Origin of the sequence: Paenibacillus sp. UASWS1643 (assembly GCF_008693195.1) — a bacterium.
Taxonomy (GTDB): Bacteria; Bacillota; Bacilli; order Paenibacillales; family Paenibacillaceae; genus Paenibacillus; species Paenibacillus amylolyticus_B.
Genome location: NZ_VXKZ01000091.1, coordinates 61585 through 77560 on the forward strand (window position 1 = coordinate 61585; position 15976 = coordinate 77560).

General features: G+C 45.9%; 12 protein-coding genes and 1 rRNA gene. 12 read left to right on the forward strand and 1 reads right to left on the reverse strand.

The features are described from left to right. The first annotated feature begins 25 nt into the window (after positions 1 to 25). From FE296_RS03435 to FE296_RS03480, 10 genes are all read left to right on the forward strand, one after another. Complete coding sequence (locus tag FE296_RS03435) at positions 26 to 4150, forward strand: S-layer homology domain-containing protein (protein ID WP_190945015.1); 4125 nt, start codon at positions 26 to 28, stop codon at positions 4148 to 4150. 274 nt (positions 4151 to 4424) lie between these two features. Beyond that, on the forward strand, positions 4425 to 4712 hold the full coding sequence (gene gatC / locus FE296_RS03440) for an Asp-tRNA(Asn)/Glu-tRNA(Gln) amidotransferase subunit GatC (RefSeq protein WP_036607033.1): 288 nt from the start codon (positions 4425 to 4427) through the stop codon (positions 4710 to 4712). Between the two features lie 27 nt (positions 4713 to 4739). Further along, on the forward strand, positions 4740 to 6197 hold the full coding sequence (gene gatA, locus FE296_RS03445) for an Asp-tRNA(Asn)/Glu-tRNA(Gln) amidotransferase subunit GatA (RefSeq protein ID WP_036667997.1): 1458 nt from the start codon (positions 4740 to 4742) through the stop codon (positions 6195 to 6197). Positions 6198 to 6223: 26 nt separating this feature from the next. Beyond that, positions 6224 to 7663 carry an Asp-tRNA(Asn)/Glu-tRNA(Gln) amidotransferase subunit GatB gene (gene gatB / locus FE296_RS03450; protein WP_062836483.1) on the forward strand — a complete coding sequence of 480 codons (1440 nt, stop codon included), beginning with the start codon at positions 6224 to 6226 and terminating at the stop codon, positions 7661 to 7663. A gap of 96 nt (positions 7664 to 7759) precedes the next feature. Next, the gene (locus tag FE296_RS03455) at positions 7760 to 8224 is read left to right on the forward strand and encodes a GNAT family N-acetyltransferase (protein WP_036607041.1); all 465 of its coding nucleotides are present in this window, start codon (positions 7760 to 7762) and stop codon (positions 8222 to 8224) included. Positions 8225 to 8256: 32 nt separating this feature from the next. Further along, positions 8257 to 8967 carry an MgtC/SapB family protein gene (locus FE296_RS03460; protein ID WP_017692302.1) on the forward strand — a complete coding sequence of 237 codons (711 nt, stop codon included), beginning with the start codon at positions 8257 to 8259 and terminating at the stop codon, positions 8965 to 8967. Between the two features lie 146 nt (positions 8968 to 9113). Further along, on the forward strand, positions 9114 to 9707 hold the full coding sequence (locus FE296_RS03465) for a hypothetical protein (protein ID WP_124118096.1): 594 nt from the start codon (positions 9114 to 9116) through the stop codon (positions 9705 to 9707). A 27-nt stretch (positions 9708 to 9734) separates the two neighbouring features. Continuing rightward, a complete protein-coding gene (locus tag FE296_RS03470; protein WP_124118095.1) occupies positions 9735 to 11144 on the forward strand; it encodes a DUF4097 family beta strand repeat-containing protein in 1410 nt (469 codons plus the stop codon). Positions 11145 to 11315: 171 nt separating this feature from the next. Beyond that, positions 11316 to 11738 (forward strand): peroxide-responsive transcriptional repressor PerR, encoded by a 423-nt coding sequence (gene perR / locus FE296_RS03475; protein WP_026081471.1) that lies wholly within the window; start codon positions 11316 to 11318, stop codon positions 11736 to 11738. A 141-nt stretch (positions 11739 to 11879) separates the two neighbouring features. Beyond that, positions 11880 to 13610: a glycosyl hydrolase family 18 protein gene (locus tag FE296_RS03480; protein WP_150364229.1), complete on the forward strand. Its 1731-nt coding sequence runs from the start codon at positions 11880 to 11882 to the stop codon at positions 13608 to 13610. 265 nt (positions 13611 to 13875) lie between these two features. On the opposite strand, the gene FE296_RS03485 is transcribed toward FE296_RS03480, so the two are convergent. After that, on the reverse strand, positions 13876 to 14256 hold the full coding sequence (locus FE296_RS03485) for a DUF2614 family zinc ribbon-containing protein (protein ID WP_124118093.1): 381 nt from the start codon (positions 14254 to 14256) through the stop codon (positions 13876 to 13878). A 122-nt stretch (positions 14257 to 14378) separates the two neighbouring features. Between FE296_RS03485 and FE296_RS03490 the strand changes: the two genes are divergently transcribed. Together FE296_RS03490 and FE296_RS03495 are read left to right on the forward strand one after the other, a co-directional pair. Next, the gene (locus FE296_RS03490) at positions 14379 to 15257 is read left to right on the forward strand and encodes a nucleotidyltransferase-like protein (protein ID WP_223868756.1); all 879 of its coding nucleotides are present in this window, start codon (positions 14379 to 14381) and stop codon (positions 15255 to 15257) included. Positions 15258 to 15716: 459 nt separating this feature from the next. Continuing rightward, a 16S ribosomal RNA gene (locus FE296_RS03495) occupies positions 15717 to 15976 on the forward strand; the annotation flags it as partial.

Genomic DNA, 15976 nt, shown 5'->3' on the forward strand with positions numbered 1-15976 from the left:
ATAAGTGAGAGAGGAAGATATGAATATGAGAAAGATTAATCAGAATGGTAAGAAATTTATTATGATGTTGTTGGCTTGTGTAGTCATATTGGGAGGGGTTCCAATCTTTCCGGCATGGGTTGCAGATCAGGCCTATGCTTCTGTTGATGAAGATTGGACATCGCTCGGAAATGCTGGTTTTTCTGAAGGAGAAGCCTCTGCTCCCAAGTTGGCAGTTGATCAATCAGGTAATACATATGTTGCTTATACGGATTTAGGTGCCAGTTTCAAAGCTACGGTGATGAAGTATAGTGTCTCCGATGGCTGGCAGCTTGTTGGTGAGAGAGGTTTATCGAGCGGTTCAGCAAGTGGAATTACACTCGTGCTGGACCAACAGGGTACTCCATATATCGGTTATCAGGACAACGGTGCTGATGGTAAAGCAACAGTTATGAGATATAATGCAATCAATGATGGGTGGGAACCGGTAGGACAAGCTGGCTTTACGCCAGACAGGGCGAACTACCCTTCGCTTGCGTTAGACCAGGCAGGCAATCCGTATGTTGCTTTTAAGGACGGAGCCAGTGATAAGGCAACGGTAATGGCATACAACGAATCAACAGGTTGGGCTTTGGTAGGAATTAACGATGTTTCCCCGGAAGTTGAAAACGCGGTATCGTTGGTTCTTGATCAAGCAGGTATACCATATGTAGCTTTTCAGGACAGTTCCTCCAATACGACAGTGATGAGATATAGCGCTGATACTTGGGAAGTGGTAGGACAAGCAGGGATCTCGCCCGGATATACATCCTCTCCCGTACTTGCACTAAGCCCCTCAGGCAGGCCATTTATCGCATTTAGTGACGATACATCTAAATTGACAGTAATGACATTCAAGAGTGAGACAGAAAGCTGGGAAACCGTTGGTGACAGGGGGTTCTCTCCAGGTTCGATTTCTTCACCGTCAATTGTAGTAGATCAGATGGGCGTACCTTATGTTGTCTTTAAGGACGGTGCAAACGGTCATAAAGCAACAGTTATGAGTTATAGTTCGCATAATGGTTGGCAGTTTGTGGGTCAAGCGGGATTCTCCGCAGATGTGGTATCTACGCCTGCACTGGCACTGGATCCTCAATATGGAAAACCCTATGTGGTTTATCAGGATGCATCTGAGCAATCCAAAGCGACCGTAATGCGGTTTGGTACGAAGCTTTCGCACACAGTCATGTACGATGGGAATGGAGCTCAGGCAGGCAGTGCACCAATTGATAATCAGCAATACCCTGAACAAGCAGGTGTTACTGTTCAAGACAACACAGGTGTTTTGGAAAAAGCGGGATATACATTTACTGGCTGGAACACAGCAAGTGATGGAAGTGGAACGAGCTATGATGCTGGCGATACGTTAATTATGAGTTCTTCTAACGTAACACTATATGCGGTTTGGACACCTTCTTCTTCTGGAGGTACAGACCCGGAACTCGATGAAGACAAATGGAATATTCTTGGTCAAGCAGGCTTCTCAAAGGGAATGGCTTTTGATCAGGATATTACAGTAGATGCGAATGGCACGCCATATGTTGTATTTACGGATAGTGCGAATAGCTCTAGAGCGACTGTAATGAAATATAGCAAAGATAGTGGATGGGTGCCTGTAGGACAACCGGGCTTTACCCAGAGTCCTGCATCCAAAAATAAAATAGCAATTGACCAGAATGGAACAATATATGTTGCCTTTAGTGATGGAAATCATACTGGCAGTGCCACCGTTATGAAGTACATGGAGCATGAAGGCTGGGAAGTTGTGGGATCACCAGGTTTCACTCAGAAGAGTTTAAGGAGTCTTGATTTGAAACTCGATCTTAACGGTGTGCCTTATGTTGCACCTAATACGGGTTATGAACTTAAGGTGATGAAGTATAATGACGAATCAAATCAATGGGGGTACATCGGTAACACGGGTTACAATCTGGCAGGCGCGGCGGGCGGCGTACTGGCTATGAGTCCAAACGGTATTCTGTATGCTGCATACAGTGACACTAATGCAGGCTTCAAATTATCTGTTACTCGATATAACGAAGCAGATGATTCTTGGTCACTGGTTGGCGATCGTGCGTTCACTGAACAAAGTTTGGCTGAAATTGCGCTCGCTGTGGATCAGAACGAAACGGTGTATGCTACATATACGACGGGTGGCCACAATGGACTTAAGCCAACCGTAGTAAAATACACTGGCTCGGGAGCATGGACAGCGGTTGGAGAGCCCAATTTCTCTGAGAACCAGACCGAATTTCTTTCCATGGTGGTTGACCAAAAAGGAAGTCCGTATGTGGCTTTTAAGGACTTTGCCAATGGTAATAAAGCAACCGTTATGAAATATGACGAGGTGAATGGCTGGGAACCATTAGGGGGAGCTGGATTATCAGAAGGAATTGCAATGGATACCAGACTTGCGATTAACAAAGATGGGGCCCTTTACCTTTCTTTTAGAGATGGAATTAGTGCACCCAAATCTACAGTGATGTCCTATGTTCCATCTAAGAGTTATCAAATTCGATATGACAGTAACGGGGCTTCATCAGGAAATGTACCTTTAGATGACCAGATGTATAAGTCACAATCGCAGGTTACCATTCTCGGTAACACAGGTAATCTAGTGAAGACAGGACATGCTTTTGCAGGATGGAATACGGCTGCGGATGGTAGTGGACATAGCTATGGTGCAGGGGATGTTCTGCTCGTAGGAAAATCTAATGTAACCTTGTATGCGAAGTGGACTGCTTCAAATAATGGTGGATCTGATGGGTCAGGAGGTTCCGGAGGTTCTGATGGATCTGGGGGTTCAGGTGGTTCTGGAGGTTCTGGAGGTTCGGGAAGCGGAGCGACAGGTGCATCACCCTCAGGCGGGGGAGCAGCATCTTCCGGTGTCACGATCTTGGTGAATGGAAAGCCGGAAACAGTTGGAACCTTGAGTAAAACTCAATTAAATGGGCAGAATGTGTTGACTCTAACCGTCGACGAGCAGGCTGTCATGCAAAAATTGCAGGTTGAAGGCAAGGGTGCCGTAGTGACCCTTCCTGTGCAAAGCGGTGATAAAGACCGGGTTAACGGTGAATTGACTGGAAGATTAGTGAAGTTCATGGCAGATCAAGAAGCTGTACTTGTGCTACAGACAGATGCTGCTACGTATTCCTTGCCTTCCCGCTTGGTGGATGTTAGTATGCTAGCCCAACAACTTGGCGCGAATAACCACCTTGAAGATATGATTATTCATTTGCAAATTTCTCCTGCTTCTGCAGATCGCGTATCCGAAGTGGAGGAAGCAGGTCGTGTAAATGGCTTTAGCTTGATTGGTTCGCTGTTAGAATTCAATATCACAGCCACATATGAGGGTAACTCTGTGAGTGTAGACCGATTTAACGAGTATGTGGAACGAGCAATAATACTGCCTAATGAGAGTGACTCCATGAAGGTGACGACAGGAGTAGTTGTTGAGAAGGATGGCAGCATGCGTCATGTACCGACTAAGATTTCGAATATTAACGGTGTGAACTATGCGAAGATCAACAGTTTGACCAATAGTGTATATGGTCTGGTCTGGAATCCACGAACTTTCACGGATGTTGCGGGACACTGGGCAGAAGTAGAGGCAAACGATATGGGCTCACGTATGGTTGTTCGTGGAGTAACGGATACAATATTTAACCCAGATGAGCGTATTACACGTGCTGAATTCACGGCTGTTCTGGTAAGAGCGTTGGGGCTGCAAAGCAATACAGCTAATAACCAGTTTAGCGATGTGAGTCCAAGTGATTGGTATGCAGGTATAGTTAGCGCTGCGACTGATTATGGTCTCATCGATGGTTACACAGACGGTGCGTTCCATCCTGCACAGGATATCACTCGTGAGGAAGCGATGATGATAATTCATCGGACGATGAAAATCACTGGCTTGGATCGTAAGCTGGATATAGATGCGAGCCAAGATCTTTCACGGTTTACCGATATGAATCAAGTATCCGATTGGGCCAAAGAAGCGGTGAACATCAGTCTGCAAGCTGGAGTTGTATCTGGTCGAAGTAACGAGAACATTTCTCCGAAATTTATGATTACTCGGGCAGAGACGGCTGTGCTTGTTCGACGGCTGTTGCAGCTATCAGGTCTAATTTAATAAGGTGATTCCAAAAGTCCACCTTTTTTTTGAACACGCACTAGTATTAATTCTAATCAGGGTGGTAACCAAGGGCAGTGCGTTTAGCGCTGCCTTTTTGGCAGTCATGAACAAGAACGAATATTGGATAGTATGGAGGACAGGTCATTTGCATTGAATTGTCGAACTAACTCACCTATAATGAAAAAAGTTATCTTGAGACTTTAGCCCGTTAAACGAGCGATTCGTTTCAGGCCGTTTCGGGAATCAGAACGAATGAAGGAGGCATCCGCTAATGAGTATTTCGAATAATGACGTTCAGCATGTGGCCAAGCTGGCCCGGCTCAACTTGACTGCTGAAGAAGAACAGACCCTGACAGGTCAGCTGAACGCGATTTTAAAATATGCAGAAAAGCTGAATGAGCTGGATACAGAGGACATCGAGCCCACCACTCACGTTCTGCACGTAAGCAATGTTATGCGTGAAGATGAGACCAAAGAAAGCCTGTCGATTGAACAGGTGATGCGCAATGCACCGGAAGAAGAAGACGGGCAGTTTAAAGTGCCTGCAGTAATGGAATAACGGATAACCGGAAGGAGGACAAAAACTGTGAGTTTATTTGAACAATCGTTGCCTGAGTTACATAACAAGCTGCATGCCAAAGAGCTGTCGGTCAGCGATTTGGTGGATCAGGCGTATCAGAACATTGGCGCGCATGACGATAAAGTTAAGGCATATTTGGCACTGGATGAAGAACAAGCACGCGCTCGTGCACGTCAACTGGATGACCGTCTGGTTAGCGGCGAGGAGAAAGGTTTGCTTTTTGGTCTGCCTGTAGGTATTAAGGATAACATCGTTACGAACGGACTGCGCACGACGTGTGGTAGCCAATTTCTTCGTAATTTCGACCCGGTGTATGACGCGACAGTTGTCGAGAAATTGAAAGCTGCGGACACCGTAACTATTGGTAAACTCAACATGGACGAATTCGCCATGGGCGGCTCCAATGAAAATTCAAGTTTCTCCCCTGTACGTAATCCATGGGCACTTGATCGCGTTCCAGGAGGTTCCAGCGGTGGTTCTGCGGCAGCTGTGGCTGCGGGAGAAGCGTACTTCACGCTTGGATCAGATACAGGTGGCTCCATCAGACAACCTGCTTCGTATTGCGGTGTTGTTGGATTGAAGCCAACGTACGGACTTGTTTCCCGCTTTGGATTGGTTGCATTTGCATCATCCCTGGATCAGATTGGTCCTTTGACGAAAAATGTTGAAGATTCTGCTTATGTATTGCAAGCTATTGCTGGTTATGACGCCAAAGATTCGACATCTGCAAAAGTTGAGATACCGGATTATTTGAGCGGACTGACAGGTGATGTCAAAGGGCTTCGCATTGCTGTTCCGAAGGAATACATCGGTGAAGGCGTCGATCCACAAGTGAAAGAAACGGTTTTGTCTGCATTGAAAGTTCTTGAAGGACTCGGGGCAACATGGGAAGAAGTATCCCTTCCGCATACCGAATATGCTGTGGCTACGTATTACCTGCTGGCATCTTCAGAGGCTTCTTCCAACTTGGCTAGATTTGATGGCGTGCGTTATGGCGTACGTGCTGACAATCCGGATAACTTGCTGGATCTGTATCATCAGTCCCGCAGTCAAGGCTTTGGTCCCGAAGTGAAACGGCGTATCATGCTCGGAACGTATGCACTCAGCTCGGGTTACTATGATGCCTATTATCTGAAAGCACAGAAGGTGCGTACTTTGATCAAACAGGATTTCGACAATGTATTTGCCAAATATGATGTGATTATCGGACCAACTGCGCCAACTACGGCGTTCAAACTCGGTTCACAGGTGGATGATCCACTTACGATGTATCTGAATGATATTTTAACTATTCCGGTTAACCTTGCTGGTGTACCTGCAGTTAGCATTCCATGTGGATTCTCGGATGGATTGCCTGTTGGCCTGCAGATTATCGGAAAAGCCTTTGATGAAACAACCGTATTGCGTGTAGCGCATGCGTTTGAACAAAATACAGAATTCCACAAGCAGCGTCCGCAGCTGTAGACTGCCCGGAACGGAGGAATATAGAAATGTCCGCATCTAAATATGAAACGGTCGTTGGACTTGAAGTCCACGTGGAGTTGCATACCAACTCCAAAATCTTCTGCGGCTGCTCCACAGCTTTTGGAGCTCCGCCGAATACGCATACCTGCCCGGTCTGTCTCGGACATCCGGGCGTACTGCCTGTTCTGAATCGTCAGGCGGTAGACTACGCCATGAAGGCAGCGATGGCCCTGAATTGTACGATTGCTGATGTCAGCAAGTTTGACCGTAAAAACTACTTTTACCCCGATTCACCAAAAGCTTATCAAATCTCGCAATTTGATCAACCAATCGGTGAGAACGGCTGGATTGATATCGAAGTGAATGGTGAAACGAAACGAATCGGCATCACACGTCTTCACTTGGAAGAAGATGCAGGGAAGCTCACACATATCGATGGCGGATACGCGTCTTTGGTGGACTTCAACCGTGTCGGTACTCCGCTTGTGGAGATTGTATCCGAACCTGAGATTTCCTCTCCGGAAGAAGCACGTGCGTATCTTGAAAAATTGCGTGCAATCATGCAGTACTGTGATGTATCGGACGTGAAGATGGAAGAAGGTTCACTGCGTTGTGACGCCAACATCAGTTTACGTCCACATGGACAGGAGAAGCTGGGAACAAGAGCTGAGCTGAAAAACATGAACTCCTTCCGTGGTGTGCAGCGTGGTCTCGAATATGAACAATATCGTCAGGCTGAAATTCTGGATGATGGCGGTGAAGTGGTTCAGGAGACGCGTCGCTGGGACGAAGCTCAAGGAAAAACACTGTCGATGCGTGGTAAGGAACAGGCGCATGACTACCGTTATTTCCCGGACCCGGATCTCGTGAAGCTGCATATTGATGCAGCCTGGAAAGAGCGCATCAAGGCTACCATACCTGAGCTCCCAGACGAACGAAAAGCTCGTTACACGGCTGATTACGGATTACCTAGTTATGATGCAGAGGTTATTACTTCATCCAAGGCTATAGCTGATCTTTTTGAAGATAGCTTGAAATTCACTCAGGATGCCAAATCCGTATCCAACTGGATCATGGGCGACTTGCTGGGTTACCTGAATACGAGCAATCTTGAGGTGACTCAGGTCCCACTGACAGGTCAAGGTTTGGGTGAGATGATCGGACTGCTGGAGAAGGGCACCATTAACAGCAAAATCGCCAAAACGGTATTTAAGGAAATGCTGGAGAGCGGCAAGCTTCCACAGCAGATCGTTGAAGAGAAGGGTCTTGTGCAGATTAGTGATGAAGGCGCCATTCTTGCCATCGTTGAGCAGGTTGTAGCAAATAACCCTCAATCCGTGGAAGACTATAAAGCTGGTAAACAAAAAGCCATTGGCTTCCTTGTTGGTCAGGTTATGAAAGAAAGTAAAGGCAAGGCGAATCCCGCTCTAGCCAACCAACTGCTTGCAGATGTACTGAACCGCTAATCCTTCCGGTGAGGCCGGACAGAAAGAGGCTCGTCCCTGTGACAGCCTCTTTTTGGTATTGATAGATACAAATGTATTTTGGACGGGGGAACGGATATGAACATTCAACCATTGTCACTGAGTGATCTGGAGACGTTGGGACAGTTATGGAGACTACAACATGTAGCTTATCGATTGGAAGCCGAAATCATCGGATTTCAGGAGATTCCTCCTTTGATGGATACGATGGAGACACTTCGGGATTGTGGAGAGAGTTTTTATGGTTGTATCCATGATGACGGAGAGCTTATCGGGGCTGTCGCTGTAGCAGAGGAAGAGGAGAATACACTGACCATTACACGAATGATGGTGCACCCGGATCACTTTCGCAAGGGAATTGCGGCATCATTGATGACCTATGTGTTGGAACAGCATGCGGATCTTCCGCGTTATATCGTCTCCACAGGAACGCTCAATCAACCTGCAGTGAATCTGTACACCAAATTTGGTTTTAATCCCGTGGAAGTCACACAGATTGCGCCTGGAGTGGAATTAACGACTTTTCACAAGAATAAACTTTAATAATATGAACAACTTGAGGAGGAATACCGACTTTGGGCGATCCCTGGTTCATTGATGAGTGGCACATTTTATTACGATTATTGCTGGCTATGCTGCTTGGAGGGCTCGTAGGCCTGGAGCGGGAACGGTCCAATCATGCTGCCGGTTTGCGTACCCATATCCTGGTATGTCTTGGTTCCGCACTGATTATGATGTTGTCTGTTTATGGCTTTAAAGATTTTGCTAATGAATTAAATGTAAGGATCGATCCAGCGCGTCTGGCTACTGCTGTAATTACTGGTGTCGGATTCCTGGGAGCAGGGACAATTCTCTTCACGGGAAAATCCATTACCGGACTGACTACAGCAGCTTCAATCTGGGTTGTTGCAGCCATTGGGCTCGCAGCAGGTGCGGGATTTTTCTTTGCCTCTATCGTATCAACCGTTCTGGTATTGCTTAATCTCTGGGTCTTTAACAAATTAGAGCTAAGGTATCTACGAGGGAACAAACTGCATGTTGTTACACTTCATACCTTGTCAGAACCCGGTTTTCTCGAACAACTGTCTTCATGTATGGAGCAGGAAAAGATCAAAATTCGTAAAATTACGGTGAATGAACAAGACTTGGCTTATGCAGAGATGGTGTCGGTTGAACGTAAAATTGAGATTGTGTTACATGTTCAGGTACCGCATGATTTCCAAACGGTAGGCTTGGTATCCAAGTTAAGACAATGGGAACACGTTACCAAGGTGTCGATCGAATAATGAATTACAACCCTCCCCAGGCCAGTAGTGCCGGAGGGTTTTTGGTCATATCCATATTTCTTCCAGTTACTCTCCTTGCTCTTTAGGGTACTATCTAACCAAATGCATGAAGAGCGGAAGGTCAGATCAGAAGAGAGGAGTATGTTATGAAACGGAGACGTCAATTGAACAAAAAGACCCGTACAGTTCAGACCAAACCGGTCAGAAATCGGACTCACAAGTTTATTGCGGGATTACTGAGTGCCATTATTCCTGGTCTGGGTCATATTTATCTGAGATTGTACATGAGGGGTTTGACCTTTATGTTGCTTGTTTTGCTTGATCTGTCAGCAGTGTTGTACTTCTCATCTATTGGTATACAGATCAATGTGCCATTGCTCATCTTACTGGCTTTGTGTATCCCGGTTATTTACTTTTACAATGTATATGATGTGTTGCAATCTGCAGATTGGGTCATGATGCGCAGACGTAGAGCAGTGACCCAGGCAACTTCGGACAAGCCGATAACTAATGAACGTTCTACACGAGATGCAATGATGGTCTGGGAGAGAGGCATATCGTTTGGATTACTTCTGATTGTGGGAGGATCTTTGATGGTGCTGTTTTTCCGCAAACCACGTTGGTTTCAAGAGCTTCTCGCCATGTACGGCGGATATTCATTTGCGGTTCTCATGATTGTAGGCGGTTTGCTTCTGTTTGGTCGTGAATTCTGGGTGATGTTGAACAAGAAAAAAATGTAGTGGAAAACAATACAAGGAGGGAACGTGATGAACCGTAAAGTCCGGGTTGGCCGCTATACGGCTGCCGCCTTAATCATAGCGGTTGGTGTGCTGTTGATTTTGGATAAACGGTGGGGAACTGACTATGTGTATGAGATGGTGGATTGGTGGCCATTTTTGCTCGTTATTTTAGGTGTTGAATATATTGTGCTGTTCTTGTGGACACGCAGAAGAAACAAGGTGCAATCGGATAATCCGAGCAATCCTGATGAGCAAATCAAAGTACGTTTCAGACCCGATGCCAAAGGCATTCTAACCTCATTGATTTTGGCAGCTTCCGTATTTATCGTCACCGAGCAGGATCACTACATGCACTTATGGAATAGAGTGAGTCTAAATCTCGGAGCGGCATCCATGGACTACAGTCAAGCGGCAGGATATATGGAGGATAAGGGCACGATTCGTGTACCTGTTCGCATGGATACGTCGGATCTTGTGGTCGAAGGTGTCAACGGAGATATCTCGGTACAACGCGGAGATACGGATGAGATTGAAGTACGGACGGTGATCTGGGTAGATCAGACGACGGAAGTACAGGCAAAGGCCGTTGCAGCAGCCTCTTTTGTAGAGACCGATGGTACAAAAGTAATTTATATCAAAGCTACAGGCAAGACGTATGGAGACAATGAAAAAACGCAGCCACGGATGAATCTTACCATTACGATCCCGGATGATCGTCGTTTTAATCTGGATATTCGAACTTCCAATGGAGCCATATTATTAAACCGTCCGGAAGCCATTAGTACGATACTGGCCGAAACGGGTAACGGACGTATCCGGATTACCAATGCTGTTGGAGATATCTCCGGGAAAACGTTGAACGGGGATGTCATTGTAGCCAACGCCATTGGTAATGTCGATCTGGACAGTAACCGTGGCGACATGAAGGCTCGCGGTATTTCCGGCGATGTAGATCTTGCTACACAAGTGGGAAGTATCAGTATCGCGGACTCCGTTGGTGAATTCATCGCAGAGACACGCAACGGCAATATTACGCTGGATGGAGCCAATCTGGGAATCAAAGCCCAATCGCTTAATGGTAGCATTAACATCGTATCTACCAAAGTCGGAGGGGACTGGGATGTGTACAGTGCGGTGGGAGCCATTAACGTATTACTTCCTGATCGTGGAGACTACAGTCTTGCCGGTTCCAGCAGTTATGGAGATCTAAGTACGGATCTGCCGTTCAAAGTACAGAATAAAACCATAGAAGGCCAGCTCGGTGAGGGTGAGTACAGGGTGAAAATTGAAGGCAACAGTGATCTCACCATTCAGAGCAACCCGGCTGTATCTACACCTGAAACAGTTACACCTGATTCTGAAGATACGGCTGAGAATCTGGAACAGACTACTGAGGACGGACCAAATTCCCAGCAGGATTCTACAGAGGTTCCTTGACTGCCGCGTTGACAATAAACTTGTAATCGCCGTACAATAAATGTACACTGGCAAGATTACACGGCATGAAAGATGGATTGTCGTTCTTCATGGCCGGGAATCAACTCTGAGCGAGGAGATAGTAACTTACTCTTCACCAGAGAATGAATGAAAGGTAAGGCGGTGGGTTTTATGGCAACACGTGTCCAACATGCGTTGGAGCATCTGAAAACGACCGGTGTCCGTATTACACCCCAGCGTCATGCCATATTGAACTATCTGATGGAATCCATGGGGCATCCGACAGCCGATGAAATTTACCGAGCCCTTGAACCCCAATTTCCCAGTATGAGCGTGGCAACGGTATATAATAATTTGAAGATGTTTCTGGAAGCTGGCATGGTCCGGGAATTGACATACGGAGATAATTCAAGTCGCTTCGATGCCAATGTGACGGATCATTATCATGTTATCTGTGATCAATGCGGCAAGATTGAAGACTTCAGCTATCCTTCACTCAAAAGTGTAGAGCTTCAAGCGGAGTCTAGTACAGGATTCGAAGTACACGGTCACCGATTGGAAGTATATGGCGTTTGCAAAAGTTGCAGGGATTAAGAGAGTTGAATTACAATATTAACGTGCAGAATTCAGTATGGATTCTTCACGTTTTTTTTTTAGCATTTATGCAAAATGCTCATCTTTATAACAACTTATGCGCACATCCTTATGATCAGCATAATTAACGGAGGTAGACGTTTGGGTAGAAAAAGCAGATATACACGTCAGAAGCGACGTTCGTTTTGGCCCGGTTTTCTCGGGGCTTGTCTGATCGCCGGGGGGGCTTACTGGCTTATAACAAATGTATGGTTGAACCAGACCCATGAAGACCCCGACTGGGTAGGAAGAAGCCAGCCTATTTTTGTAGATGGGCAATTGATGGATGGAGACGCTCTGGGTACAGGAGATCAACTCAAGTTGCCTGTAGATGTGCTGCAAGAAGCGATTGATGCAGGCATACGTTATGAATCAGAATCGGGAGATATCATCATTGCCTCTCCTCAGCGAGTCCTTCATATGAAAGATGGAAGCACGCAAGCAGAACTTAATCACAAAGATTATCCTATGACAGTTAAGCCTGAGGTTAAGGACGGAGAAGCCTATATTCCGCTCAAACCTTTGAAAGAAGTATATGGCATAACCGTACAGGAAGATTCAGTAACAGGTGCTGTGCTGCTGATGCGTGGAGGAGACATGATCCAGTATGCAGAGATTGATACATTATCATCCAAAGCGGACAAGACCGTGCCGTTATATAAACGTGGGGGAGAATCCTCACCAATCATTGCCGATATGGAAAAGGATGCAAGGGTACGTGTATGGCAGACGGGTGATAAACAGAGTTTTGTTCAACTTGATAATGGATATGCCGGATATGTAGATAATGATTATATTGTCCTCACCGAGAAAAAGAAGGTGGACTTGCCTAAGTATACGCTGACTGCAGCAGAGAAGAAGTGGCAGAATAAACCGGTAAATCTGGTTTGGGAAGCCGTGTACAATCGTCAGCCTGATGTGGGCTCTATCGGCAAAATGCCTGGTGTGAATGTGGTCAGCCCCACATGGTTTCACATTACGGATGGACAGGGCACGGTGAAAAGCAAGGGAAACCAAGCTTATGTGAACTGGGCTCACCGTTCGGGTATGGAAGTATGGGGACTTATGGATAACAGCTTTGACCCGGACGTTACCAAAGAAGCTTTCGCTTCTTACGAGACACGTACTCATATTATTGAGCAGATGTTGGAGTATGCACAGACGTATCAATTGGATGGGATCAATATCGACTTTGAGAACGTGTATACCGATGACGGGCCGAATATTACGCAGTTTGTGCGCGAGATCAAGGCGATGGCACGCATACATGGATTGATGTTATCGATCGATGTAACCCCGAAATCGAACAGCGAGATGTGGTCCGCCTTTCTGGATCGCCGTGCATTAGGTTCTTTTGCAGACTATGTCATTGTGATGGCTTATGATGAACATTGGGCTGCCAGTCCCAAGGCAGGTTCGGTAGCATCTCTGCCTTGGACCGAGGCTTCCATGAGACGTATACTAGAGGAGGATGAAGTCCCTTCAAACAAGTTGATCATGGCGGTTCCACTCTATACCCGGATATGGACGGAAGAGACGAATGATCAGGGTGAGGTTAAAGTGTCTTCCAAAGCAGTGGGCATGAATGCCATTGTGGATCTGATCGAAGAGAAGAAACTTAAACCTGAACTGGATCAGGCAAGTGGACAGAACTATCTGGAATATAAGGAAGACGGAGCTACCAAGAAAATATGGATCGAAGATGCCGTGTCCCTTCAGGCGCGCGTGGATTTGATTGCTTCGCTGAAGCTGGGTGGAGTAGCTGCATGGAATCGAAGTTTTGCTAATGCTTCTGCATGGGAGGTATTAAAGCAGGTTGGTTACCAGAAATAATTTACTCGAACTCAGAGTGTCTGCTTGCTCCAATTTATTTTCACTAAGGTCAAAGTTTCTCCTTGGATACCATCATACGTACAGTCTACCGTTTTATTGGTCGTAGAACTTATAACTTAACTTCATATTTTAGCTATTGATAACAGCAATAAGGGCTCACTTATAAGCCAAGTCCAAAAAAGGTCCGGTAAACATACCGGGCCTTTTTTTTGTTCTTCAATGAAATTAAGGTAAAAGACATTTAGCGGTTGGGGATCATATCGTGCTAACCATCGGTGGGGGGAACTGTTGTAGAAGGCGCTTTCAGTTGTTGACTGGTCATGTTGGCCTTAGTAGGGTCCAGGGTGAGGATGGTATGACAGAACATACACCGATCCGTTTTGCCAAGCATTTTGGTTAACTTCCCGCATTCCGGACAGTCGACTTGTACTGCGCTGGTGGAGAGCATACCCGCCCAGAAATAAATGGCTAGACTGGCCATCATGGCAATCAGTCCGATGACGAGCCCTACAGCTGCGAATACCTTGCCTGCATGTCCCCAGAAAACAATCCCGGCTGTTCCCAGTATCATTAGGCCCATACCTAGCATGGTCAGTAGTAATCCCCAAGTGCGAAAAGCATTAATTTTTGCTGATTTAAAAATCATGAAAAATGCTCCTATCGTATGAGTAGTATTGGACCTGGAAAAGAAGGAAACTTCAGTCTGGATGTAGAATTACATTATAACTGACTTGGCGCTTATCTGCCATGAAATGTATGGAGGGAATCGTGGAATTAAAGAACCTTGCTTTTTTGTCCGAACAGTCGGAAGAGACAGGGGCAGTTGGGGCTATCGCTTATTCCCACCCGGGAGAGCGATTCCACGGCTCCCTAATTCAAGATTTCGAATTATTGGTACTTGTTGTTCATAATGATGATCAATTGAAGTCGGCGGTGGGACATTACAGATATGGTGATCTTCGTTATCAGATGATCTATGCGAGCCGTCATGAATTAAAGAGTAGTGTAGTTACCGGGAATCATAATAATCTCACCCAGTGTCTGGTTGAAGGTGAAATTATCTGGGAAGCGGATAGCGCCTTAAGTGATTTGCGAGAAGAACTGTCTACCTTTGGGGTAGAATTGCGTGAGCAGAAGCTGCTTCATGAATTCACCAGTTTCTTGAGAATGTATGTGGAGGCCAAACGTCATATTCAGGAAGGTCATATTGTAGACGCCTACTACAATGTATTAGAGGCACTGGGGAACTGGGCAAGAATTGTATTGATTGAACAGGGAATATACCCGGATCATGCCGTCTGGACACATGTGCAGAATCTGGATCGCGCTTTATGGAAACTATATCAAGAGCTTACCGTAAGCTCGGAGACGCTGGAGCAGCGGGTAGAGCTTGTCCTGCTTGCCTGTGAGTTTTCCGTAATGTCCAAAATGAGTGAATGCTCAGAACTGCTGCTGAGTGTATTAAGAAGTCGCAAGGAGCCGTGGAGCATGAATGAACTTGTTCATCATCCGCAGTTAAGATTTGTTCGAGAAGATCTGCCTTTGGTTATACGTAAGCTGGTCTTTCGTTCTATTGTAAAAGAATCGGCAGGATGGCCATCGATCGGAGGAGAGGGCCGGGAAATTCGGTATTGGATAGAGGCATAACCTCCTCCCGAAGCCTGTCGCTATATTGATCACATAAGGGAGGGGAAACCTTCCTTTTTTGTTTGTTTAATAATTTATAAAAAGATGTTGACTCTCATTCACGATATATGATACATTATATTTCGTTCCTCAAACGAGATTATCGTCAACAAACGATAAATTCTTCAGAGGAAAAGTGAAGAACTAAAGCTTACAAAAAAAGAAATTAAAAAAAGTTCTTGACGAAAACAAACGAAATGTGTTACATTATTTAAGTCGCCGCCGAAACTTGGTTGAGACGAAAAAGAAGTGAAACAGATCGTGTTTGATCTTTGAAAACTGAACAACGAGTGAGTAAACATTCTGCTTGCAGAATGAACGCGAAAGTTTGAAACAAGCCTTGGCTTGGATCAACTGGAGCACAAATGAGATGTTTAATCTCGTCAGATTCAAAATGAGCTTATCGCTCTTTTCAATACTTTATTGGAGAGTTTGATCCTGGCTCAGGACGAACGCTGGCGGCATGCCTAATACATGCAAGTCGAGCGGACTTGAAGAGAAGCTTGCTTCTCTGATAGTTAGCGGCGGACGGGTGAGTAACACGTAGGCAACCTGCCCTCAAGTTTGGGACAACTACCGGAAACGGTAGCTAATACCGAATAGTTGTTTTCTTCGCCTGAAGGAAACTGGAAAGACGGAGCAATCTGTCACTTGGGGATGGGCCTGCGGCGCATTAGCTA

Bases quoted from the DNA above. Each gene is read 5' to 3' on its own strand.
- FE296_RS03435 (WP_190945015.1), top strand. From the start codon at position 26: ATGAGAAAGATTAATCAGAATGGTAAGAAATTTATTATGATGTTGTTG.
- gatC (WP_036607033.1), top strand. From the start codon at position 4,425: ATGAGTATTTCGAATAATGACGTTCAGCATGTGGCCAAGCTGGCCCGG.
- gatB (WP_062836483.1), top strand. From the start codon at position 6,224: ATGTCCGCATCTAAATATGAAACGGTCGTTGGACTTGAAGTCCACGTG.
- FE296_RS03455 (WP_036607041.1), top strand. From the start codon at position 7,760: ATGAACATTCAACCATTGTCACTGAGTGATCTGGAGACGTTGGGACAG.
- FE296_RS03465 (WP_124118096.1), top strand. From the start codon at position 9,114: ATGAAACGGAGACGTCAATTGAACAAAAAGACCCGTACAGTTCAGACC.
- FE296_RS03470 (WP_124118095.1), top strand. From the start codon at position 9,735: ATGAACCGTAAAGTCCGGGTTGGCCGCTATACGGCTGCCGCCTTAATC.
- perR (WP_026081471.1), top strand. From the start codon at position 11,316: ATGGCAACACGTGTCCAACATGCGTTGGAGCATCTGAAAACGACCGGT.
- FE296_RS03485 (WP_124118093.1), bottom strand. From the start codon at position 14,256: ATGATTTTTAAATCAGCAAAAATTAATGCTTTTCGCACTTGGGGATTA.